The organism is Pseudomonas kermanshahensis, assembly GCF_014269205.2.
In the GTDB taxonomy this organism is placed as follows: domain Bacteria; phylum Pseudomonadota; class Gammaproteobacteria; order Pseudomonadales; family Pseudomonadaceae; genus Aquipseudomonas; species Aquipseudomonas kermanshahensis.
The window spans coordinates 2,875,355-2,897,434 of record NZ_JABWRY020000001.1 but is presented as its reverse complement, the minus strand read 5'-3'; the positions used below and the strand labels follow the sequence as shown (position 1 = coordinate 2,897,434).

Here is a 22,080-nt window from a genome sequence, read left to right as displayed (position 1 = left end):
CTACAGGTCTCTTGAGACTGTAGATGGCCAAATGCCCTATTTCAAGAACAGCCAGTTGGACATGTACTGGCCATCGAACGTGATCACATAGCGCCCGTTCTGGTACGCCACTGGCAATTCCTTGAGCTGCGCGTGTGCATCGCGCGCGAACAGTTTCAGACCGCCCGCCGCCTGGATGGCCAGGGTGCCTTCGAAGGGCTCGACATTGAACGGTGTCTTGTCGTCGACCTTGGGCACAGCCCGGGTGCCCAGTGAGATCAGCAGGCTGCGAGCCTGGCCCAGCGGTTTGGCATCTAGGCTCTGCACGACGACACTGGCATAAGGCGTCTTTGCCTGTACCTCGACCTGCCCAAGGTTGAGGGTTCGACCGCCCAGCCAGCCGGTCGCCGCCTGGGTCAGGGGGGTATCGATAGTGTAGAGGCCTTGTTGCCAGTTGCGCTTGAGCTCCCCGGTATCGGTTACCGACTCGCTGGCGTCAGGGGGCAGCAACGATTGGGCAGGGTCACGCAGCACTTGGGCATCGGTCGGGATGACGCTGGGTTTCAACCAGGGCAACTCCGGCGTCTGCGGCATGGCGATCTGCAGCCTGCCTTTTTCCATGGCGGTGCGCAGCAGCAGCGAGTTGCGCGGCGTGATGTCTTGGTTGAACAAGGTGGCGGGTGTTGGCGCGAAGACGTAACGGGTGGTGGCTTGCTGCACGTCCGCACGGCGGTAGAGCAGGGCAGCCGCGGGGAGCGTGGCCAGCATGGCCGGGTCGTTGTACGCGTGCCAGTTGTCTGCCGTGCGCCAACCGCTGTTGAAGGCCTGCTGACTATAGGCATATTGCATCATGGCGTCCCAGCCTTGGTGGCTGGCCGTGCCCGCCACATACAGGGGCAGCGAATGGCGGTCGGGCAGGGGGAAGGGTTCAGCGTTCCATTCGGTGACCGTCAGGGGCAGGCCGACGACCTGGGCCGCGGCAATCCAGTTGATCATCCCGTCGCTGGTCAGCGGGTTCTTCTCGAGCTGGCCGATGGCGCCGTAGCTGTGCGCATCGATCACATCGCCCGAGGTCAGCGCGGGCAGCGCGCTCAGGCCATTGCCGCCCCAGGTGCTGGTGGTGGCAATGGGTACCTTGACCCCCAGACTGCGCAGGTGCGTAATCATTTCGACATCGAAACGGCGTTCCAGATCATTCAAGAAGAGCTTCGACGGGCCATGTTCCCAGGCGCGCCAGGTGCGGTCTGCAGGCAGGTCATTGTGCTTGGCGAAGGCGTCTGCCTGCTCCTGGTAAAGCTTGGTATGTGCGGGGACTTTTTTGTCCGGCATCAGGGCGTTGCCGTAGTGCTGGGTGATGTCGTTTTCGTTGGTGATCAAAACCGCAGCAATGGCCGGGTCGTCTTTGTAGGCTAGGCCGGTGTAGGGGTTCACATGGGTCATGTACTGCTCAATAAAGCGTTTCATGGCCTGTTGAATGCTCTTGTTCACATAGGCGTAGCCTTTAAGGTCGACCCTGGGCTCGCCCTTGGCCAGCTCCTTGAAGTCATCGATGTTGTCATTGGCGGTGAGGGCGCGCTGTACGTGCATGTCGAGCCAGACGTAGATGCCCTCGTCCTTGAGGCTTTTGACCCACAGGTCGATCTTGCGCAGCGACTCGGCATTGAGCTGCTGGGTATCGCGAATCAAGGTGCCGTCGCCAAACACGTTCGGGCTGACCCATGGGGAGTCGTGGTGGTGCAGCCGGACGAGGTTGAAACCCAGTGCCGACAGGCGTTTGGCCTGTTTGATGATTTCCTCGTCTGGCGTCTTGAACAGCGAGTACGCAGACAGGTTAGTGCCCCAGAAACGCACGGGGGTGTTGTCCTCGAACGCCAGTTGCTCGCCGGAGGCCTTTACAAAGCCGCGCTTGCCTGCCGGTTTCTCGGGAGCGTTGAGAAAAGACAGGTCGACCGGCGAGGTTTGCCAGTCAAGCTGGTCGTCGGGCCACTGCGCGGGGTCTTGCAGGCCAAAGCGCTCGGTGGGGGTTGGGCCCAGCTCGATATCGCCCGTCACGTTCAATGTCGCCTTGATCTGCTGCTGGCCGGCGCTGATGGGGTCTTTGTAGAAGAATGCGCGGATCTCGGCATTGCTGCCGGGCTCGAAGTATACCTTCGCCAGTGCAGGTTCGAAGCGCATCTCGATGCGCCTGCCTTGCGCATCCTTGCCCCAGGACCAGCCCCGGTTGTCGGGCAACAGCACGGGGGCGCCCATCTCCCCGTTGAACAGGGCCGGGTCGAACTGGAAAACGATGCCGCCGCCCATCACGTTGGTCTGCCTGCTGTGTGCGGTCAGGTCGAACGCCCAGGTCAAGGTTTGTGTTTGCGGCTTGCGGATATCCGCCGTCAGGTCGAAGTCCAACTGCTTGTTCTTGCCCTGCAGGGTGTAGCTGTAGGGCGCATTGACCTTCATGGCAGTGTAGAAGCCAGTCCAGCTCCAGTTAGCCGCCCAGAAGTCGAACTTGGCTTTCATCACCTGCCCGCCACCGCGTGTCACGCTGGGCAGGCCGTTTTGCTCTTCGACGCTGACGACCCACCCGGAGGCCCAGCCAGCCTGGGACATGACGGCCAGGCCAACGAACAGGGATACCCGCATGAAGGGGCGCAAGGGGAAACGGCTCATGGGCATCACCTGATTTGAAGGCCGGCAGCGGGAAGGTCGCTGGCCTGGCTGGAACGGAGCCTGCGCACCCGCTGTATGTAGGCCACCCCAAGCCCTGCGACCGACCAGTACACGGTGGGGATGATAGTGATGCTGCTGACGGTGAAGATGATCACCAGGATCCCCACCAGCGTCGCCAACAGCGCCCGGCCCAGTTGCCGTTGCTCGTCATCCTTGTCGGGGAACGCGCGCATGGCCTTGCGGATGCCCAGCAACACGGTGACGAAAAATGCCACGAACAGCGCGAGCCCAACCAACCCGACCCGCAGGGCCAGGCTGACGTAGGTGTTGACGATGTCGATAATGCCTTCCCCCTGAATCATCGACTGCATTTCAGGGGTGTTACGGAAGTCGAACGAACCGAACAAGGGGTTACGTTGGATCACGATCCAGGAGTTGTCGATCAAGCGTTCCCGGTAGGTGATGTTCTCTTTTTCGATATTGCCGATGAAAGGCAACAGGTCCAGCACCTTGTCGCCCCCAGGCAGCACAGTCAGCAGCGGCAGAGCCAGTACGCCGGCAAGGGCAAGCACAGTCAGGCGCTTGATGGCGCCTTTGCCCATGGCAATGAACACCACGACGATAACCACAGCGCCAATCCAGGGGCCGCGGGACAACGGCGCGAAAAGCCCGGCAGCCAGCAGCAGGGCGCCGAGCACCCGCTGCAGCTGGCTGCGCACATAGCCCTGGACGAACAGGTACAGGCCGATGGCCACACTCATCACGTAGCCCAGCGCAATTGCCTGCCCGGTGGTGGCGCTGGCCCGTAGCGAGCCACCACGGCTCAGGTAGCTGGACATGCTCCACTGCACGCCCATGGCATCGATCAGGGCGTTGTACAGCAGCCAGTGGCGGACGAACTCGGCAAAGCCGATCAGTGCCAGGACGAAGGATGCCAGTACGAATGCCAGCATGGCGTCCTTGAAATCACTGATCTCCTTGAGCCCTCGGCTGGCGACGTAGTAGGGCAAGAACACATCGACATACAGGTAGAGCGCCTGGCGCAAGGTGTCGGTCAGGGTGGTTTCACGCAGGTACAGCACACTCATCAGCACCAGGCTGGCCGCCAGCAGCTTGTCGGGCCAGGTGCGGCCGAAGCGCAGGGTATCGCTTTGCCTGCTCAGGGCCAGCGCCGCCGGCAGCAGCACGCACAGCGTCAGCAGGCGAACATGGTTGAGGTCGACCAGGTAGTTGACCACGCCAAACCCAGGTATTTGCACCGAGGCCGGCGGAATCAGGAACAGCAACATGAAAAACAGCGCCATGGCATTGCGTTCGCGCCGCCCGGCGATGTACATGATCAGCCCGGCAGCGGCCACGTACACCCAGAAGCTGTGGGAGGCGAAGGCCACCAGCGTCAGGACGAACCACAGGTTACGCCGGCGCTTGAAGTCGCTGTAGGGGATGAGGTCTGTCGCCGGGCGGCGCGCCATGACAAAAACGACGCCTGCCAGAAACAGAATGACGATCAACGCACGAAAATGTTCAGGCATTGGCTAAGGACACCTTTCCCTTGGTGGGCACGGCTAGCATCATGGCTAATTGAAACTATAGTGACTTTTAGCCAATCAGTCAGAGATTGAAGTCATGCCGTCGATTGATGTGTCAGCCTCCGCGAGCCTGCGCAAGCGCGCACTGAAGGCCGGGTCATGGAACCTGGTGTCGCTGGTGGCGTCACAGGTCATGCGCCTGGGCGGCAACCTGATCATGGCCCGTTTGTTGCTGCCGGAAATGTTCGGTGTGATGGTCATCGCCACCACGGTTTCGGTACTTTTGCACTTGCTGTCCGATGTTGGCCTGCGCCAGAACATCATCCAGAGCCACCGGGGCGACGACCCCGAGTTTCTCAATACCGCCTGGACCGTCCAGATCATCCGCGGCTTCGTCCTGTTTGCCCTGACCTTGCTGCTGGCCGCCGCCTCCTGGTTCGCGCAGTTGGCCAACCTGTGGCCGGCGGACTCCACTTACGCCGCCCCCGAGCTGCCGATGGTACTTGCGGTGACCGGCCTTTCGGCCATCATCTGGGGATTCCAATCGACCAAGATAGATGTCGCCGTACGAACTTTCCAACAGAAGCGCGTGGTATTGGTGGACCTCGCCTCGCAAGTGGTCGGTTTGATCGCGATGCTGGTGATTGGTTATTTCACCCGGTCGATCTGGTCGCTGGTGATCGCCGGCCTGGTCAGTGCCCTGGCGGGCACCTTGCTGGGGCACCTGGCGCTGAAAGGGCCGAACAACCGCCTGCAGTGGGACCGAAGCGCGCTGACCGAGCTGATCGTGTTTGGCCGCTGGATACTGCTGTCGTCGATGGTCGGCGTACTGGCCATGTACGGTGACCGAATCTGGTTTGGTGCGAGCATGTCAGCGGGGCAGTTGGGGGTGTATTCGATTGCCGTGCTGATCCTCGGGTCCGTGCAGACCGGGTTGCTGAAACTGGTGGGCTCGGTAGCGCTGCCCGCGTTCAGCGAAGCCGCTCGGGAAGGTGACAAGGCACGCCTGAAGGCGCTGTACTTCCGTTTCAGGTTGCTGGTCGACCTTGTGATGCTGTTTGCCTGCGGGGTGTTCCTGACCGCCAGCCCGTTGTTGATCGGCTGGATGTACGACGCGCGCTACACCGAGGCGGGTACGATTCTTGCGATTCTTTCGCTGTCGTTCTTCACGCTGCGCTATACCTTGGCACATCAGATATGGATTGCCCTGGGCCTGACGAAATACCAGGCCATGGACAACATCATCCGGCTAGTCTCGTTATGGGGCTTGTTGCCACTGCTGCTGGCCATTGGCGGTGTCGACTACGCAATCTGGGGGGTGGCCCTGCATACCTTCCCGACGCTGCTGTTGGTGGTCTACGTTAACTGCAAGCTGGATATCTTCAGTGTCAAACGCGAGTTGGTGGTACTGCCGATGGTGGCCGTGGGGGCACTCTGTGGGCTGTTGGCGACCCGTTTCTTCGAATGGCTGTGATGAGGCCAGAGGCGGGCGATGGTGCAATGTGGGGGCGGTCGAGTGACTGATTGTTAACACTTCATCGAGATAGGTCTGGGGATCATGGGGAAGCTTACGTTGTGTACTCCGCAGTTGGGTCGTAGGGGTTTTCTCCAGAGCTGTGTCCTGCTGGGCGTTGGCGGCGCGGTGTTTGGGGTGGCCGCAGACGTTGCACGCAAACCCGTCGAAAAACCCGGGTTCGTGGTGATCAACGGCTGGGTGTTGCCTTCTCAGTACTTCCGGAACGAGCCAGCATGATCAAGGACTATCAGCAGCAGAAAACGCTGCGTGACGACTATGACTTTTGCATCATCGGGGCCGGCCCCGCTGGCATTACCCTGGGCCTGCGGCTGGCAGCTGCGGGTTGGAACGTGCTGCTGGCCGAGGGCGGTGGGCGTGAATATTCGCCGCACTCGCAAGGGCTGTATAAGTGCGCCTCGACGGGGCTCGAACTGTACGCCGAGGAAACACGCCTGCGTTACCTGGGCGGCACGTCCAACCACTGGGCAGGGCGCTGCCGGCCGTTCACCCCTTCAGACTTCGCCGTGGCGCCGCCCGGCGACTTGCCCGGCTGGCCGATCCCCTACTCGGAGATCGAGGGCTACCTGGCGGCGGCCATGGACATCGTCGATTTGCCGCCAGGCTCGGAGTTTCACGCGATGAACACCGGGCTTGCGGGTGATGACTTCGAACCCGACCGCTTCCTGCTGAGCCCTCCAACGCGCTTTGCGCAGAAGTACGCGACTGCACTGAACGAGACCCACGGGCTGGATGTGTTCATCAATTGCAACTGCGTCGACCTGGAGTTCGACAAAGCGTCGGGCCATGTGGTGGCTGCGGTGGTGTCCGATTACGACCGTCATCGTCAGCGCGTGGTGGCCAGAAACTTCATCCTGGCGACGGGCGCCATCGAGAATGCCCGGCAGTTACTGAACAGTGAATCCCTGTTGGCCGCGGGTATCGTCAACAAGGAAGGGTTGACCGGGTGTTGCTTCATGGAGCACCTGAACATCGACATGGGCACGTTCATCCTGAAGTCGGACCAGGATACCCAGATGCGTCAGTACTACACCACCGACGCCTTTGTTGAGGAATACCAGGCCGGTAAAGGCAATATCACCGCTTCACTGCTCTCGGACGTGCAGACGTATGGCCGCACGGCCGAGGTCAAACACTTTCTGGAAAACCTTGCCTGTGACATGGGCGTCGCCGACAAGATCGCCTTCTTTGCCAAGTTCAGCTGCCCGGGCGACGGTGTGATCGGCACCATGATCGAGCAGTTTCCCAACCGGCAAAGCCGCATTTCACTGCTGGACGAAAAAGACGAGTTGGGGGTGGCCAAGGTCAACGTGCATTGGGCACTGAGCGAAAGTGACAGGCACACCATCAAGTGCATCGGCACCGAACTGGCCAAGCAATTTGCCGACATGGACCTGGGCTTCGTCAAGCTCAACGATTTCGTCTACGACACATCGGTGCCGTTGAAGATGGCGCCGCATGCCCATCACATGGGCACCACGCGCATGGCTGCGTCACCTGAGTTCGGTGTGGTCGACGCCAATTGCAAAGTGTTCGGTACCCAGAATCTCTATGTGGCGGGAAGCAGTATCTTTGCCAAGGGCGGCGCGTCCAACCCGACCATGCCGTTGTTGCAGTTTGCCGTCAGGTTGGCGGACCACCTCAATGAAAAGTTGAAATCGGCCACGGGTGCCGCGGTGTAACGCACGTTGTAAACGGGTTGAGTGCGATGCGGTCAGCACCAAGAAGAATGAGACCGAAGTCGCCTCAGGGACAGTTCAGAATCGCATTGATTGTGAGGCTCGCAGAATGAATGGATGGATACGGAGTGCACTGACGCGTTATGTCAACTCGACCGGGCGGGGAAGCTCGACGTACAAGAAGTTGTGTAATCCAACGGGGCGAGAGTGGGGGATCTATCTGGCCCGTTGGGGTAAGTTTCATTCAGTAGGGGACAACTTTCATATCAATACTGGGTGCAACGTTACCGACCCTGCGCTGGTGCGTATTGGTAACAACGTTGGCCTGTCGGATTGCACACTGATCGGCCACGACGGCGTAGTGGCATTGATCGAGCTCTGCTACGGGAAGCACCTCGATTCGGTCGGCTATATCGACATCAAGGACAACTGCTTCATCGGCCATGGCGCGATTGTGATGCCCCGCGTGACCATCGGGCCCGATGCGATCGTCGCTGCCGGTGCGGTGGTTACCAAGGACGTGCTGCCGGGCACCGTGGTGGGTGGCAACCCGGCCAAATTCATCTGCACCACCGAAGCACTGATCAAGAGGGTGGAGGAGCGCTGTGAAAGCTACCCGTGGATAGAACTGGTCAAACAGCGCAAAGGGGCCTTTGACCCGACCGTGGAGCCTGCCCTTGCCGCACAACGACGGCAGTACTTCTTCGGGGACGGTAGCAATGGATAGAAAACCCGTCGATGTGATGGTGGTCAATTTCAATACTGCGTCTTTGCTGCAGCCCATGTTCGATGCGCTGCGCCAGGCCGACAGCGAAAAGCTTGCCAGTTACCTGGTCGTCGACAATGCCTCGGTCGATGATTCTGTGGAACGCATGGCCCAGGTGTGCCCCGAGGCGCTGTTGCTGAGCAACAAGAAGAACGTCGGTTTCGGGCGCGCCAATAATCAACTGCTGGCGCACTTGAAGGGCAAGTACGCACTGCTGCTGAATACCGATGCCTTCGTGGCGGCCGATTCACTGGCCAAGACCATCGAGTACATGGACAACCACCCCGAGTGCGGCGTGCTGGGCGTGCGCCTGGAGGGCCGCGATGGCGACCTGCAACCCAGTTGCCGCTACTTCCCGACACCCCTGAACGTGTTTGTCGGCCGTACTGGGCTGGGCCGTTTCTTCCCAGGCTTGAAAATGGTCGATGAGATGACCTGGGACCATGGCTCGGTACGTGAATGCGATTGGCTGCCCGGTTGTTTCTACCTGGTGCGTCGCGAAGTGCTGGACCAGGTAGGCCTGTTCGATCCACGCTACTTCCTCTATTACGAGGAGGTTGACCATTGCAAGCGGGTCAAGGAAGCGGGCTGGAAGGTCGTCTTCTATCCCCATACCACGGTGGTGCATATCGGCGGCGAAAGCTCCAAATCGGTCAGCGAACTGGAAGCGGCCAGCCGGCAGATTTCCAGCTACCAGATCGAAAGCGAAATGCTGTACTTCCGCAAGCACCACGGCGTTGCCGGGCTGGCGTTGCACATGCTGCTGGTGTGTGTGGGTGACCTGGTACTGGCACTCAAGGCACTGTTGAAGGGGCGAGGCCGCGCGGCGATCCGGGCGTGCTGGCGGCACTGCCAGACTACCTGGTCGCTGTTGTTCAAGACACGGTTCGCAAGCCAACCCACACGGTAGGTGACGTCATGTTCGAGAATATCCGCGCCGACTTGCGTGCACACGGGGGTGATTGGGGCGCCCAGGGGTTTTGGGTATTGCTGGTGTATCGCTTCGGGCGCTGGCGCTATGGTGTGCGCCCGGCACTGCTGCGCAAACTGTTCTCCATTCTCTACAAGATCCTGTTCAAGTTCGTGCAGATCATCACGGGTGTTGAATTGCCCTGCGAGGTCGTGATCGGCCGCAACTTCGTCATCGACCATTTCGGCGGCATCGTGATCAGCGGTTATGCCCGCTTTGGCGATGACTGCCGAATTCGCAACGGTGTGGTGGTGGGGCTGAAGAATGTCAGCGAGCCGATTGCGCCGGTGTTCGGCAATAACGTCGATATTGGCACAGGGGCCAAGGTGCTGGGCAACATCCGCATCGGCAACAACGTGGTCATCGGCGCCAACGCCGTGGTGCTGGTGGACGTGCCAGACAACGCGTTGGCGGTCGGCGTGCCTGCGACCATCAAGCTGCGCAACCCCACCGAGGCGGCGCAGTGCACGGTCGAGTGAGGCCCATGGTGACAGGTATCGGCGTTGTAGTGATTGGACGCAACGAAGGCCTGCGTCTGGAGCGCTGCCTGCGCTCGTTGGCGCACGGTGCGGACCGGGTGGTGTACGTGGATTCAGGCTCCACCGACGGTTCCGTGCAGATGGCACAGGCCCAAGGGGTCGAAGTACTGGCGCTCGACATGAGCCGGCCGTTTACCGCAGCCCGGGCCCGCAATGAGGGCTTCACCCGCCTGCAACGCCTGTTGCCGTCGATGCACTACGTGCAGTTTGTCGACGGCGATTGCGAGGTGGATGCGGCCTGGCTGGGCGATGCCCAGGCCTTCCTTGATGCACGCCCAGACGTAGCGGTGGTGTGCGGGCGGCGTCGTGAACGGTTCCCGCAACGCTCGGTGTACAACCTGCTGTGTGACCTGGAGTGGGACACGCCCATCGGTGAGGCGAAGGCCTGTGGGGGGGATGCGTTGATGCGCGTCGATGCCTTCACGCAAGTGAGCGGCTTTCGCCCGGACCTGATCGCCGGCGAAGAACCGGAGCTGTGCGTCCGCTTGCGCGCCAAGGGGTGGAAAATCTGGCGCCTGGCCGCTGAGATGACCTTGCACGACGCTGCCATGACGCGTTTCAGCCAGTGGTGGCGACGCAGCTTGCGCGCCGGCCATGCCTATGCCGAGGGTGCCTTTTTGCACGGGCGAGCGCCAGAGCGCCATTGGTTGCGAGAGTCCCGCCGCGCGTGGCTCTGGGGCTTGGGCATCCCCCTGGCGATCGTGTTTGCCAGCGGCCTGCTGGGTGTGTGGGCGCTGCTGCTGTTGCTGATCTACCCGCTGCAAGCGGTGCGCCTGGCGCGTCGTGCTGGCAAGCCGACACGCGAGCGCTGGCTGCAGGCGGTGTTCCTGGTGCTCGGCAAATTCCCTGAAATGCTTGGGCAGGTAAAGTTCCTGATGAACAGGTTCTGTGCCGGCAAAGCCGTGCTGATCGAGTACAAATGAGATTCCTATGATTGCCAGATCGATAGTGAAAAGTGTGCTCACCCTGCAGCCCGGCTACTCGCTGCGGGCCTTGAACAACAAGGTCAAGCTAACGCGGCAGATCACCCGGGAGTGGCCCGCGCTGAAGGCCTTCATGCAGCGCATGTCGACGGCGCTGGGTGATGACCGGTTTGCAAGGCTTGGGGTCGATTGCATCGGTGTCGTGCAATGGCCCTACATCAGCAAGGACTGGGAGGCGCAGGAGCGGCTCGGTGTGGTGGCGTCGCATTTTGAGGTGGTTGCCCGGCAGTTTCCCACGTTGCTGCTGCTCGATCGCGACGAGCGCCTGACCCTGTGCGACCTGTCGGCCTATTCTAAGGGCTGCGCGCTGGTGCTGGACCGGCCGATCTGGTTCAAGCGCGAAGGGGAGCTGGTGCTGAACCTGTTCCAAGGGGATTTGCGCGTGGCATCGCTGGCGTTCAGCCTGTGCCGCCAGCACGGTGAGCTGTGCGTGTTCATCGGCGCCGTGCAGGGCATTCACAAAGGCATCGACAGCGAAACTTCGCTGAACATCTACCGGGACTTGACCAAGGACTTCGAGGGCCTGCGCCCGCGCAGCTTCCTGCTGGAGGCCTTCAAGTGCATCGCCAGAACGTTGGGGGTGGTGCATATCTACGCAGTTGGCGATGCGCACCGGCATCATCGCCATCCTTACTTTGGCGCTGATAAGGCGCACGACCTGGCCGCCCACTACGATGCCATCTGGCTGGAAAACGGCGCCACGCCTTCGGAGCGCGACGACTTCTTCAGCTTGCCGCTGGCCGCTGCCAAGCGCGCCGCAGACGACATCGCCCCCAAGAAGCGTGCGATGTACCGCCGGCGTCATGCCTTGCTGGATGAGGTATTCGCGCGCGTTGAAGCGGCTTTATCAGGCAGCGAGCCCGTCCATGGGCTACAAGGGATGAAGGGGGATGTGCTTGAACGTGCATCGGCAGGGAGCCCACCGCCGGCGATCGACAGCCTGAAGTAACGGGTTGCAGTTGGTAAGGCTCATTACGCAGGCATTGATCTGGATTTATATGCGCATTGCTTACTTCATCAATCAGTACCCGAAAGTCAGCCATAGCTTCATTCGACGCGAAATTCTGGCGTTGGAGCGCCAGGGCATGGAGATCCAGCGCATTGCCTTGCGGGGTTGGGATGCCGAACTGCAGGATGACGAGGACATCGCCGAGCGGGGCAAGACCCGCTGCGTGTTGCAGCACGGCCTGAAGGGGTTGTTGGCGCCCACGCTACAGGTGCTGCGTGCCGAGCCACGACGCTTTTTCGCCACCCTGTGGTTGGCCCTGCGCCTGGGCCAGCGGGCGGATCGCGCCTGGCCCTATCACCTGGTGTACCTGGCCGAGGCCTGTCAGGTACTACTCTGGTTGCAGGCCTTTGGCGCGAAGCATGTTCATGCGCATTTTGGCACCAACTCGACCGAGGTTGTGATGCTGGCCCATGCCCTCGGCGGGCCTGCCTACAGCTTTACCGTGCACGGGCCGGAAGAATTCGACAAACCACAGTTTCTGCATGTGGGCGAAAAAGTCCGGCGCGCCGCGTTTGTGGCGGCGGTCAGTTCGTATGGGCGCAGCCAGTTGTTCCGTTGGGTGGCGCACGAGCACTGGGAGAAGGTGAAGGTCGTGCATTGCGGCCTGGAGCGCGACTTCCACGCGGTTGCCGCCGTTGCCGCACCCTCGGCGCCACGCCTGGTGTGCGTCGGGCGCCTGTGCGAGCAGAAGGGCCAGCTACTGCTGATCGAGGCGGCCCGCCTGCTGGCCATCCAAGCCATTGCATTCGAGCTGGTGCTGGCGGGTGATGGCGAAATGCGCGAGCAGATCGAAGCCCTGGTCGCCCAGCATGGTTTGCAGGCGCAGGTACGCATCACCGGCTGGATCAGCAGCGCTCAGGTGCGGGAAGAAATCCTCGCTGCCCGTGCGTTGGTGCTGCCGAGTTTCGCCGAAGGCCTGCCGGTGGTGATCATGGAGGCCATGGCATTGCGCCGGCCGGTGCTGACCACCTATGTGGCAGGCATCCCGGAGTTGGTGCGCCAGGGCGAAAACGGCTGGTTGTTCCCCGCCGGCACGGTAGAAGAGCTGGCTGCGGCAATGGCCGACTGTCTGTCGCAACCGGCCGACGTGTTGCAGCGCATGGGGGAGGCCGCTTACCAGCGGGTGCTGCAACGCCACGATATCGACACCGAGGCCGCCAAGCTGGCCCGCTACTTCAAGGCATCCGCATGATCAGCATCGTGACGTGGTTATTGAGCCTGGTGGCGTTTTGCATCTTCGTGCCCGCGCTGGTGTTGTTTGCGCAGGTACTGCTGGCGTGCCTGCCGGTGCGATCACGACCTGAGGAGGATGTTAGGCGCCCGCGCGTGGCGGTGCTGGTGCCCGCGCACAACGAGGCCTTGATCATTCGGTCGACCCTGGCAAGTGTCGCCCCGCAATTGCTGGCGCAAGACCGCTTGCTAGTGGTGGCGGACAACTGCACCGACGACACCGCGCAGTTGGCACGCAGCGCGGGCGCTGAGGTGGTGGAGCGCGACAACGACCTGTTGCGCGGCAAGGGGTATGCCCTGGACTTCGGCGTACGGCATCTGGCGCAGCGTCCACCCGAGGTGGTCATTATCGTTGACGCCGATTGCCAGGTGGGCGAGGGCGCCATTGACCTGCTGGCACGCCGTTGCCTCGAAGCTTCACGGCCGGTGCAGGCGCTGTACTTGATGCGCGCGCCCGCCGGCGCGGGCCTGAAGGTGCAAATCGCGGAATTTGCCTGGCGGGTCAAGAACCTCGTTCGCCCGCGTGGTTGGGCACGCCTGGGCTTGCCCTGCCAGCTGATGGGCGCGGGTATGGCCTTCAGTTGGCGCGACTTGGCTGCGGTCGACTTGGCCAATGGGCACCTCGTCGAAGACTTGAAGCTTGGTCTGGACTTTTGCCGAATCGGCAAACCGCCGCTGTTTTGCCCGGATGCGCAGGTCACCAGCCAGTTTCCGCTCAGCCAGGAAGGCTTGAGCAGCCAGCGCACCCGCTGGGAGCATGGCCACTTGGGGGTGATCCTGGCCGAGGTACCCAAGCTGCTGGTGAGCGCGGTCACTCGGCGTAACGCGCCCTTGCTGGCCATGACCCTGGACCTTCTGGTGCCGCCATTGGCGTTGCTGGTCATGGCTCTGGTAGGGGTTGCATGTGTTGCCTGGCTGGCTGCGCTGCTGTTCGGTATCACTGCACCTGCATGGGTCGCCACGGGTGCCCTGGTCATGCTGGGTGTTGCAGTTCTGCTGGCGTGGGGCCGGTTTTCTCGCGAACTGATCCCCTTTTCGGTCTTGCTTTACGCCCCGTTCTACGCCGCGAGGAAGATTCCCCTGTACCTGGGGTTCTTGATCAAGCGGCAGGTAGAGTGGGTGCGCTCGAAACGGGATGACAGCTAATGGGCGAATGGCAAAACAGCTGGAAAACGATTATCGGCAAACTTCAGACCGTGAGTGACCCTGCACACGAGCAGCGCTTGCTCGAGGCCCTGGGCCAACCTGAGGCGCCCACGGTGCTGGGTTTTGTCAACGCCCACGCCATGAACCTGGTCGCAGGCAACGCCGATTACTGCCAATCGCTGGCCTCGGCCGATGTGTTGCTGCGCGATGGTGCGGGCATGGCAATCCTGTATCGCCGCCTGGGCCTGGCCCCAGGGCTGAACATGAATGGCACGGATTTAATCCCCAAGCTGCTGGCGGCCTTCAAAGGGCGACGGGTGGCATTCTGGGGTACTCAGGAGCCATTCTTGAGCCGGGCGGTAGCGTGCAGCGAGGCGCGGTTTGGCGTGTTGCCGGTGTCGGTTCACGACGGATTTGCTGAAATGGCCACCTACCTGGAGCTTGCGCGGGTAACGCAGCCAGAGCTGATCGTGCTGGGCATGGGGATGCCCAAGCAAGAAGCCGTTGCCGCTCGCCTGGCTGCCAGTGGGGGGGCGTGCCTGATCGTGTGTGGCGGGGCGATTCTGGATTTTCTCGGCGGCAAGGTTAGCCGGGCGCCGCAATGGCTACGGCGATTGGGCGGGGAGTGGGTCTACCGCTTGCTGAGAGAGCCCAGGCGCTTGTTCATGCGCTACGTGGTGGGCAACCCGCTGTTCCTGTTACGCACCCTGCGGTGTACCAAGGCGATGACGCTTGGGGCCCGGAACACCCCAAGGCGTATCTGATGATTCTGCCTCCCGAGCCGTCCGAAACGGCCAAAATCCATGGCAGGAGTGATTCCGCCCGCCGGGTGTGCGGGCGACTGCTACAGTGATAGCAAGCGCCCAGGGGGCGGCGAAGACTATTCAGTGTGCAGGATTATATTTTAAAGGCTGGTATTGATTGACTGAATAAGCTGCCAGGCATGTGCTGCGCGCTAATTAATGAGGTCTGAAATGGTTCTCGAACCCAGAAGCAGTCGTTCCTTACTTCAACGAAGAAGCAGCGTAAGTAACGCCATTCAGGCCGGCCTTGATGGGATTGCAGTCACCGGTGTCGCCTGGTACTTGATCTACGATCAGTTTGGTCACATTACCTCGGATTATGTGATCATGCTGCTCTTGTTGATTGGGGCGCTGGCCGTTATTTATGATCATTATGCGATCTATCGGACCAACGTGGGCTTGTCCATCAAGGCGTTCAGGTTATTCAAGGCCTGGTCAGCAACGTTTTGTTTTCTGGTGGTCATGGCGTTTTTGACCAAACAGAGCGAAACCTATTCGCGGTTGTTGGTGGTGCAGTTGTTCGTCATTGGTTATGTGGTGCAGTTGTTTTTGCATTTTGCAGTGCGTGAACTGCAAAAACGGTTTACCGCGCACGCTCGGCTGGACAACGCACTGATTATTGGCGCCGGCGACCTGGCCAACTTCCTGCACCAGAAGATCAGTAACAACCCGTGGTTCGGTGAGCGTGTGCTGGGGTGTGTGCTGATAGACGATGTGGTTGAACAGGGCGCGCCTGATGCAAAGCAACGCCTGCCAGTGCTGGGCCACGTCGCTGACCTTGACGAGATCGTTGCCAAACATGCTATTCGCACGGTGTACCTGGTGACGCCATTAGGCGGCTCGGCGGTCATTAACGAAGTGTATTTGAAGTTGCTCGACAAGTGCATTGCAGTGAACTGGGTGCCGGATATCTTCTCGCTGCGTTTAATCAACCACAGCGTCCGTGAAATTGCCGGTATCCCGGTATTGACGTTGTCAGAAACGCCGTTGACCGGCATGAGCCTGTTCCTTAAAAACCTCGAAGACCGCGTGTTGGCAGCACTGATATTGCTGTGTGCATCGCCGGTGCTGTTGGCAGTGGCGATAGCCATCAAACTAGACAGTCGCGGCCCGGTATTCTTCAGGCAAGAACGCATGGGCTGGACCGGTGAATCGTTCCGGATATGGAAGTTCCGCAGCATGCATGTTCATCAACCGGAAAACGGTGTGGTCAAACAGGCCCAGAAGAACGACCCGCGACTGACCCGCGTTGGGGCTTTTATTCGCAAGACCAGCCTGGATGAACTGCCGCAGTTGTTCAATGTATTGACCGGCGAAATGTCGTTAGTGGGGCCGCGCCCGCATGCACTTCAGCACGACACGCTGTATTCGCAGGATATTGTCGACTACTTCGCGCGACACAACATCAAGCCTGGCATGACCGGCCTGGCACAGGTCAGGGGCTTCCGGGGTGAAACCAAGGACATCGAGCAGATGATTCAACGGGTCGACTCGGACATCGAGTACATCAACAACTGGTCCTTGTGGCTCGATTTCGTCATTTTGGTGCGCACGCTCAATGCTTTTACCGGCAAGCAGGCCTATTAGCCGGGGTCGACGAGCTGCCCCGGGGCAGGCACTCAACCCAACGGGTGCAATTCCCTGAAGCCACGGGCCTCTTCCACCAGCCAGTCATGCACCGCGCGGGCACCCGGCTGGGTCAGCCCGCCCGGCGGGTAATGCACCACGTAACGCTTGTGGTTGGCGATAGCCACGCCGAACGGCACGATCAGCGCCCCCCGTTCCAGTTCATCGTTGAGCAAGGTACGCCGCGCGATTGCCACGCCAACCCCGGCAATCGCCGCTTCAATGGTCAAGTGGTTGCGGTTGAAGGTATGGCCCCTGCGCACGTCCAAGCCACCTGCGCCGATGCCTTCCAGGTAGAACTCCCATTCAGCGTATTCCGAGGCGCCCCGCCAGGCGGTGATGTCGTGCAGCAGCGGGTAATGCGCCAGGTCAGCGGGCCCGTGCAGCGGCGGGCGACCGCGCAGCAGGGTGGGGGAGCACACGGGAAAGATCTGCTCGTCCAGCAATGGCGTCGACAACATGCCAGGGTAACTGCCGTCGTTCAGGTCGATGGCCAGGTCGAAGTCGCCCGGGTGCAAGGCTTGCGCACTGTCTTCGGCCACCAGCCGCAACTCGATGTCCGGATACCGCTGCTGAAAGCGCGGCAGGCGCGGCGTCAACCATTTGGCCAGGAAGGAGGGGATCGAGCGCAGGCGCAGGGTGCCGCGGATCTCGCCGGCGTCCAGGCGCAGCAGCTCGGCCTCAATGCTGCCATAGGCCTCTGAAACCGTTTGCGCCAGGCGTTGGCCTTCGGCGCTCAGCTCTACCCCACGGGCACGGCGCAGGAACAGTCGATAGCCCAGCCGTTCTTCCAACTGGCGCATTTGCTGGCTGACGGCGCCAGGGGTGATGTGCAGTTCTTCGGCGCAGCGGGTAAATGACAAATGCCGGGCTGCACAGGAGAACACATGCAGCCAGACGAACATCTGGCCATTGAGTTGTCGTCGCATCGTTTAGTACCACTAAAGCCTTGCTTAGGAAGTTTCGTTGGTCATCTTCGCGGGAGCAGGTCAGTATCGCTCAAGTTCGCAGTAGTGTTCAATTTCTCCAGAGAACCGCGCCTTGGCGATTCTGCCCAACGTGGTCAGGCATTAGTATGGCTATCAGTGTTTTCGACCTCTTCAAAATCGGCATCGGCCCTTCCAGCTCTCACACCGTAGGCCCGATGCGCGCAGCGGCAACCTTTGCCCAGGCCCTGCGTGAGCGGGGCTTGCTGGCCCAGGTCAGCCGTGTCGAGGTGCGTCTGTATGGCTCCCTTTCGGCCACGGGGGTCGGACACGCCACCGACCGTGCCTGCCTGCTTGGCCTGATGGGGCAGTGGCCCGACCGGATCGACCCGGCCACGATCGAGCCACGTATCGGTCAGGTGATGCAGGAGCAATGCCTGATGCTCGATGGCAGCCATCCCCTGGCGTTCAACTACACCCGCGACATGCTGCTGCTTGAGCAAAGCCTGCCGTACCACCCGAACGCCATGAGCCTGGAAGCACTGGACGAGCAGGGCAGCCTGTTCAGCCAAACCTACTATTCGGTGGGCGGTGGTTTCATCGTCGAGCAGCAAGAAATCGATGCCCCCCAAGGCGAGGCGAATGCGGTCGAACAGCCGTATCCGTTTGCCAGTGCGGCTGAGTTGTTGGCGCTGTGCAAGGCGCACGGAATGGGCGTGGCGCAGCTGATGATGGCCAACGAATGCGTCTGGCGCACGGAAGCCGAGGTGCGCGAAGGCTTAATGCGCATCTGGGCAGCGATGCGTGAATGCGTCGACAATGGCCTGCGCAATGAGGGCATCCTGCCGGGCGGGCTCAAGGTCAAGCGCCGGGCTGCGCGTTTGCACCGCAGCCTGCAGGAGTTGGGCAAGCCGAACGTGATTGGCTCCACCCTGAGCGCCATGGAATGGGTCAACCTGTTTGCCCTGGCGGTCAACGAAGAAAACGCTGCCGGCGGGCGCATGGTCACGGCGCCCACCAACGGTGCGGCAGGGATCATCCCGGCCGTGTTGCACTACTACATGAAGTTCAACCCGGATGCCTGCGACGACGATGTGGTGAGGTTCCTGCTGGCGGCAGCCGCAGTCGGCATCCTGTGCAAGACCAACGCGTCGATCTCCGGTGCCGAAGTGGGTTGCCAAGGCGAAGTAGGCTCGGCCTGCTCGATGGCAGCCGCAGGCCTGGCCGAAGTGCTCGGTGCCACGCCGCCGCAACTGGAAAATGCCGCGGAAATCGCCCTGGAGCACAACCTGGGGCTGACCTGCGACCCGGTGGGTGGCCTGGTGCAGGTGCCGTGCATCGAGCGTAATGCGATTGCCGCGGTCAAGGCGATCAACGCCGTGCAAATGGCCCTGCGCGGTGATGGCGAGCATTTCATCTCGCTCGATCAGGTTATCCGCACCCTGCGCGACACCGGTGCGGACATGCATTCCAACTACAAAGAAACCTCGCGCGGCGGCCTGGCCGTCGCCTTTGTCGAGTGCTGATTCGCAGCCCAAGGTTTATTCAGGGGCATTGACACGCTACCCGGTAGGAGCAGCCTTGTGCTGCGAAGAGGCCAGTGAACACATCATCAATCTTCGCTGCTGTCACTGGCCTCTTCGCAGCACAAGGCTGCTCCTGCACGGTCAACGGCTCTTCTGTTTCAGCGTCAGGAAGCTCGCACGCATGTCCTTGGCCCAGCCGTCGAGCACTGGTTTGACGTCATTGAGGGTGAGTTTCTGGGTGTCGTTCTCCAGCTCCTTGCCCGCGCCCTTGCGCACCACCTGAGCGAGCACTTTCTGACTGGCACCGTCCAGGAAGGCCGCCTCTACGCCAACATCTACTTCCTGGTCACGGCCGCCCATGGCGGTATTGACACCCGCCGAGATCAGCGCAATAGGGATGACCTCATAAGGCTTTAGGCCTTCGTTGCTGGTAGACACGGCGGTGATCGCCGGGCGTACCACGATGGTGCCTGGGCCGGGGGCTTTGGCCAGGGTCAGCACGCTGCCCAATTCACGTCGCATGGCTTCGTTGAAGTAACGGGTAATCTCCTGCAGCGTCTGCGCCGAAATGACCGCTGTCGGTTGCGGCTTGGGGTAGAACTGGCTGGGCTCGATGAACACCTGGCTGTATTGATTGACGTTGACCTTGGGGTCGATCCAGCGCATCACCGGCGCGCCGGATGGGCTTTCAGCGGGCTGCAAGCGGCTGTAGTCCTTCAGGAAACCGGAGTAGTCACTGGGGTCCACGCGGTTGCTGGAGCAGGCGGTTACGGCAAGCAAGGCTGCGCACAACAAGGTGATGCGGGGCAATGATTTCATGATCGTGATGCATCCATGAGAGGTCGGCCAGAACAACGCTAGCAGGTGCAGGGCAGTTGGCCAGTGACCAGGGCAATCTTGGGAGCTGGCGCAGTGGTGTAATGGGGCGAAGGCGCCTTCTATTGGCGTAAATGCCGGAAGCCCGATGTGTAACAGAGAAGATTCCTACGTCACAGTAGGATCACGATGGCTTTTCATCTGCGCTCGGTATTGGAAAACCATGCCCGTAACGGGTATGGTTGGAGCGAGTCATGGAGATTTTCAAGCGCAAGGATTTCGCGCGTTGGCAAGTCGGGCAAAGGCTTACTGACAGTATGTTGTGCAAGGCGGTAGAAGAAATGCGCAGAGGGTTGGTTGATGCCAGCTTGGGTGGCGAGTTGTTCAAGCAGCGCATTGCGGGCCACGGCGCAGGTAAACGAGGCGGTTTTCGGACTGTGCTCTCTGCTCGGATAGGCAGCCGTTATGTTTTTCTGCATGGGTTTGCCAAAGGCTGCAAGGCGAATATCACGCTGGAAGAGCAAAGGGCGCTCCGCTTTGCGGGCAGGGTTTTTCTCGAGTTGTCATCTATGGCGCTCTGCCGGGCGTTACAGTCAGGTGTATTAATGGAGGTCTGTTGTGAGCAGCAAACTGATTGAGTCGTTGCGTGATGACCTTGCCCTCTTGCATGAAGCAGGTGCCATCGGCAAGGTCACCCTACGCGATTTCGAAGCAATCTGCCCTGCGCCGGTGCGGGATTTCAGCCCGCTGGACATACGGCATTTGCGTGAGGCGCTGAATTTCAGCCAGCCAGTGTTTGCCATGCACCTGCACACGAGTGCTTCAACCGTTCGAAAATGGGAGCAAGGCGAGACACGTCCAGCAGGGCCGGCGCTTAAACTCCTTAACGTAATACAATTCAAAGGCTTACAAGCTATTCTTTAAGTATTTTATTCGTAGTGGGTTCTAGCGTTAATCACTAGCATTCATTAAGTTAACTATTACTCTTCATGTATTGTCTTATTGTCGCTGCCCTCATCGTACCAGCGTCCACGACGAGGGCACACAGGCAGCACTTACCCCAGCACCTCGCGTAACCGGTACCACAACATCCCCAACGCCAGCAGCGGTGAGCGCAATGCCTTGCCGCCCGGGAAGGTCAGGTGCGGCACCGCACTGAACACATCCAGCCCTTGGCTGTGGCCCACGGCAATGCCCTCGGCCAGCAGCTTGGCTGTCCAGTGGGTCACGTTCAGCCCGTGCCCTGAATAGCCTTGGGCGTAGTAAACGTTAGGGTGCTGGTGCAGCCGCCCGACCTGCGGGAAGCGGTTGGCCGTGATGCCGATCATGCCGCCCCATTGGTAGTCGATGCGTACTTCGGCCAACTGCGGGAACACCTTGAGCACTTTCGGCCGCATGTACGCGGCGATGTCCTTGGGGTCGCGCCCGGAATAGTGGCAGGCACCGCCGAACAGCAAACGCCGGTCGGCAGTGAGGCGGTAGTAGTCCAGGCCTACCTTCTGGTCGCAAAGCGCCATGTTTTGGGGGATCAGGCTATTGGCGAGCGCCTCGGGCAGTGGCTGGGTGGCCACCACGTAACTGCCGGCCGGCAGCACCTTGCCGCTCAGGCGCGGCTCCAGTTCATCGAGGTGCGCGTTGCAGCCAAGCACCAGGCTCTGTGCCCGGACCTTGCCGTGGGCGGTATGCAGGGTCACGCTGGGGCCATGCTCGATGCGCAGCACCGGGCTCTGCTCGAAAATGCGCACGCCAAGGGCTGCGGCCGCACGTGCTTCGCCCTGTACCAGGTCCAGTGGGTGCAGATGGCCCGAGCCCATGTCGACCAGGCCACCGGCGTACTGGTCGCTGGCGACGATCTGGTGCATGTGCTCGGGGCTGACCAGGCGGGTTTCGTGGCGATAACCCAGCGCGGCCAGGTCCTCCTGTTCCGCCTTGAAGGCGGCAAACTGGGCGGGTGTGTTGGCCAGTTCGCAGAAGCCCCACTGCAGGTCGCAGGCAATGCCGTATTGCTCGATGCGCCTGGCCACCAACGCCACCGAATCGATGCCGGCCTGTTGCAGGTAGCGCACGCCGTCCTGGCCGACATAGCGGGCAAAACCACTGACGTCATGGCCGATACCGCGGATCAGTTGGCCGCCATTGCGCCCACTGGCACCCCAGCCGATGCGCCTGGCTTCCAGCACGATCACCGAAAGGCCGCGCTCGGCAAGCTCCAGTGCGGTATTGACCCCGGTCAGGCCACCGCCGACCACGCACACATCGGCGCTCAGTTCGCCGTCCAGGCTGGGGTAGGGCGCCGCGTCGCGAGCCGTGGCAGCGTAGTACGAAGCAGTGTGCAGGGTATCGAAAGGCATGGTGCGTTCT

Annotated in this window: 19 protein-coding genes; 14 read left to right on the top strand and 5 right to left on the bottom strand. The window is 61.0% G+C overall.

All coding sequences use genetic code 11. The features are described 5' to 3' along the window. Positions 1 to 36: 36 nt before the first annotated feature. A complete protein-coding gene (locus HU764_RS13100; RefSeq protein WP_420876190.1) occupies positions 37 to 2,643 on the bottom strand; it encodes a cellulase family glycosylhydrolase in 2,607 nt (868 codons plus the stop codon). After that, positions 2,643 to 4,169 carry an O-antigen ligase family protein gene (locus HU764_RS13095; protein ID WP_186676824.1) on the bottom strand — a complete coding sequence of 509 codons (1,527 nt, stop codon included), beginning with the start codon at positions 4,167 to 4,169 and terminating at the stop codon, positions 2,643 to 2,645. The genes HU764_RS13100 and HU764_RS13095 overlap by 1 nt, the downstream gene beginning before the upstream one ends. Positions 4,170 to 4,263: 94 nt before the next feature. On the opposite strand from HU764_RS13095, the gene HU764_RS13090 reads away from it, so the two are divergent. The 11 genes from HU764_RS13090 to HU764_RS13040 all read left to right on the top strand — a co-directional run bounded on the left by HU764_RS13090 (position 4,264) and on the right by HU764_RS13040 (position 16,412). After that, the gene (locus HU764_RS13090) at positions 4,264 to 5,640 is read left to right on the top strand and encodes an oligosaccharide flippase family protein (RefSeq protein WP_186702596.1); all 1,377 of its coding nucleotides are present in this window, start codon (positions 4,264 to 4,266) and stop codon (positions 5,638 to 5,640) included. A gap of 275 nt (positions 5,641 to 5,915) precedes the next feature. Further along, positions 5,916 to 7,382, top strand: a complete 1,467-nt coding sequence (locus HU764_RS13085) for an FAD-dependent oxidoreductase (RefSeq protein WP_186676828.1) — start codon at positions 5,916 to 5,918, stop codon at positions 7,380 to 7,382. 106 nt (positions 7,383 to 7,488) lie between these two features. Continuing rightward, entirely contained in the window at positions 7,489 to 8,106 is a 618-nt protein-coding gene (locus tag HU764_RS13080; RefSeq protein WP_027596770.1) for an acyltransferase, read from the top strand. After that, entirely contained in the window at positions 8,099 to 9,055 is a 957-nt protein-coding gene (locus tag HU764_RS13075; protein ID WP_186702595.1) for a glycosyltransferase family 2 protein, read from the top strand. Before HU764_RS13080 ends, HU764_RS13075 begins: the two co-directional genes overlap by 8 nt. An 8-nt stretch (positions 9,056 to 9,063) precedes the next feature. Then, on the top strand, positions 9,064 to 9,594 hold the full coding sequence (locus HU764_RS13070; protein WP_099454027.1) for a serine O-acetyltransferase: 531 nt from the start codon (positions 9,064 to 9,066) through the stop codon (positions 9,592 to 9,594). Positions 9,595 to 9,599: 5 nt separating this feature from the next. After that, the gene (locus tag HU764_RS13065; RefSeq protein ID WP_186676834.1) at positions 9,600 to 10,577 is read left to right on the top strand and encodes a glycosyltransferase family 2 protein; all 978 of its coding nucleotides are present in this window, start codon (positions 9,600 to 9,602) and stop codon (positions 10,575 to 10,577) included. Between the two features lie 7 nt (positions 10,578 to 10,584). Beyond that, positions 10,585 to 11,586 (top strand): DUF535 family protein, encoded by a 1,002-nt coding sequence (locus HU764_RS13060; RefSeq protein WP_186702594.1) that lies wholly within the window; start codon positions 10,585 to 10,587, stop codon positions 11,584 to 11,586. A 49-nt stretch (positions 11,587 to 11,635) separates the two neighbouring features. Beyond that, on the top strand, positions 11,636 to 12,838 hold the full coding sequence (locus HU764_RS13055) for a glycosyltransferase family 4 protein (protein WP_186702593.1): 1,203 nt from the start codon (positions 11,636 to 11,638) through the stop codon (positions 12,836 to 12,838). Then, positions 12,835 to 14,022: a glycosyltransferase family 2 protein gene (locus HU764_RS13050; RefSeq protein WP_186702592.1), complete on the top strand. Its 1,188-nt coding sequence runs from the start codon at positions 12,835 to 12,837 to the stop codon at positions 14,020 to 14,022. Before HU764_RS13055 ends, HU764_RS13050 begins: the two co-directional genes overlap by 4 nt. Then, positions 14,022 to 14,786: a WecB/TagA/CpsF family glycosyltransferase gene (locus tag HU764_RS13045; RefSeq protein WP_186702591.1), complete on the top strand. Its 765-nt coding sequence runs from the start codon at positions 14,022 to 14,024 to the stop codon at positions 14,784 to 14,786. Before HU764_RS13050 ends, HU764_RS13045 begins: the two co-directional genes overlap by 1 nt. A gap of 210 nt (positions 14,787 to 14,996) precedes the next feature. Then, positions 14,997 to 16,412, top strand: coding sequence for an undecaprenyl-phosphate glucose phosphotransferase (locus tag HU764_RS13040; protein WP_186702590.1), 1,416 nt, complete (start codon positions 14,997 to 14,999; stop codon positions 16,410 to 16,412). Positions 16,413 to 16,444: 32 nt separating this feature from the next. Here the strand turns inward: HU764_RS13040 and HU764_RS13035 are convergent, their stop codons facing one another. Next, positions 16,445 to 17,380 (bottom strand): LysR substrate-binding domain-containing protein, encoded by a 936-nt coding sequence (locus HU764_RS13035; protein ID WP_099454034.1) that lies wholly within the window; start codon positions 17,378 to 17,380, stop codon positions 16,445 to 16,447. A gap of 146 nt (positions 17,381 to 17,526) precedes the next feature. Here HU764_RS13035 and HU764_RS13030 point away from each other — a divergent pair, with 146 nt between their 5' ends. Next, positions 17,527 to 18,903, top strand: a complete 1,377-nt coding sequence (locus tag HU764_RS13030; RefSeq protein WP_186702589.1) for an L-serine ammonia-lyase — start codon at positions 17,527 to 17,529, stop codon at positions 18,901 to 18,903. 141 nt (positions 18,904 to 19,044) lie between these two features. Here the strand turns inward: HU764_RS13030 and HU764_RS13025 are convergent, their stop codons facing one another. After that, positions 19,045 to 19,722 carry a DUF3313 domain-containing protein gene (locus HU764_RS13025; protein ID WP_099454036.1) on the bottom strand — a complete coding sequence of 226 codons (678 nt, stop codon included), beginning with the start codon at positions 19,720 to 19,722 and terminating at the stop codon, positions 19,045 to 19,047. 251 nt (positions 19,723 to 19,973) lie between these two features. Here HU764_RS13025 and HU764_RS13020 point away from each other — a divergent pair, with 251 nt between their 5' ends. Both HU764_RS13020 and HU764_RS13015 read left to right on the top strand, forming a co-directional pair. Further along, entirely contained in the window at positions 19,974 to 20,357 is a 384-nt protein-coding gene (locus tag HU764_RS13020) for a type II toxin-antitoxin system RelE/ParE family toxin (RefSeq protein WP_186702588.1), read from the top strand. Then, complete coding sequence (locus HU764_RS13015) at positions 20,338 to 20,643, top strand: helix-turn-helix domain-containing protein (protein WP_186676873.1); 306 nt, start codon at positions 20,338 to 20,340, stop codon at positions 20,641 to 20,643. Before HU764_RS13020 ends, HU764_RS13015 begins: the two co-directional genes overlap by 20 nt. A 131-nt stretch (positions 20,644 to 20,774) precedes the next feature. On the opposite strand, the gene HU764_RS13010 is transcribed toward HU764_RS13015, so the two are convergent. After that, on the bottom strand, positions 20,775 to 22,070 hold the full coding sequence (locus HU764_RS13010) for an NAD(P)/FAD-dependent oxidoreductase (RefSeq protein WP_186676875.1): 1,296 nt from the start codon (positions 22,068 to 22,070) through the stop codon (positions 20,775 to 20,777). Positions 22,071 to 22,080 lie beyond the last annotated feature (10 nt).

Coding starts and splice junctions, on each gene's coding strand:
- HU764_RS13080 (WP_027596770.1), top strand. CDS start 7,489: ATGAATGGATGGATACGGAGTGCACTGACGCGTTATGTCAACTCGACC.
- HU764_RS13055 (WP_186702593.1), top strand. CDS start 11,636: ATGCGCATTGCTTACTTCATCAATCAGTACCCGAAAGTCAGCCATAGC.
- HU764_RS13100 (WP_420876190.1), bottom strand. CDS start 2,643: ATGCCCATGAGCCGTTTCCCCTTGCGCCCCTTCATGCGGGTATCCCTG.
- HU764_RS13020 (WP_186702588.1), top strand. CDS start 19,974: ATGGAGATTTTCAAGCGCAAGGATTTCGCGCGTTGGCAAGTCGGGCAA.
- HU764_RS13095 (WP_186676824.1), bottom strand. CDS start 4,169: ATGCCTGAACATTTTCGTGCGTTGATCGTCATTCTGTTTCTGGCAGGC.
- HU764_RS13045 (WP_186702591.1), top strand. CDS start 14,022: ATGGGCGAATGGCAAAACAGCTGGAAAACGATTATCGGCAAACTTCAG.
- HU764_RS13035 (WP_099454034.1), bottom strand. CDS start 17,380: ATGCGACGACAACTCAATGGCCAGATGTTCGTCTGGCTGCATGTGTTC.
- HU764_RS13070 (WP_099454027.1), top strand. CDS start 9,064: ATGTTCGAGAATATCCGCGCCGACTTGCGTGCACACGGGGGTGATTGG.
- HU764_RS13065 (WP_186676834.1), top strand. CDS start 9,600: ATGGTGACAGGTATCGGCGTTGTAGTGATTGGACGCAACGAAGGCCTG.
- HU764_RS13030 (WP_186702589.1), top strand. CDS start 17,527: ATGGCTATCAGTGTTTTCGACCTCTTCAAAATCGGCATCGGCCCTTCC.
- HU764_RS13010 (WP_186676875.1), bottom strand. CDS start 22,070: ATGCCTTTCGATACCCTGCACACTGCTTCGTACTACGCTGCCACGGCT.
- HU764_RS13040 (WP_186702590.1), top strand. CDS start 14,997: ATGGTTCTCGAACCCAGAAGCAGTCGTTCCTTACTTCAACGAAGAAGC.
- HU764_RS13025 (WP_099454036.1), bottom strand. CDS start 19,722: ATGAAATCATTGCCCCGCATCACCTTGTTGTGCGCAGCCTTGCTTGCC.
- HU764_RS13050 (WP_186702592.1), top strand. CDS start 12,835: ATGATCAGCATCGTGACGTGGTTATTGAGCCTGGTGGCGTTTTGCATC.
- HU764_RS13075 (WP_186702595.1), top strand. CDS start 8,099: ATGGATAGAAAACCCGTCGATGTGATGGTGGTCAATTTCAATACTGCG.
- HU764_RS13060 (WP_186702594.1), top strand. CDS start 10,585: ATGATTGCCAGATCGATAGTGAAAAGTGTGCTCACCCTGCAGCCCGGC.
- HU764_RS13085 (WP_186676828.1), top strand. CDS start 5,916: ATGATCAAGGACTATCAGCAGCAGAAAACGCTGCGTGACGACTATGAC.
- HU764_RS13090 (WP_186702596.1), top strand. CDS start 4,264: ATGCCGTCGATTGATGTGTCAGCCTCCGCGAGCCTGCGCAAGCGCGCA.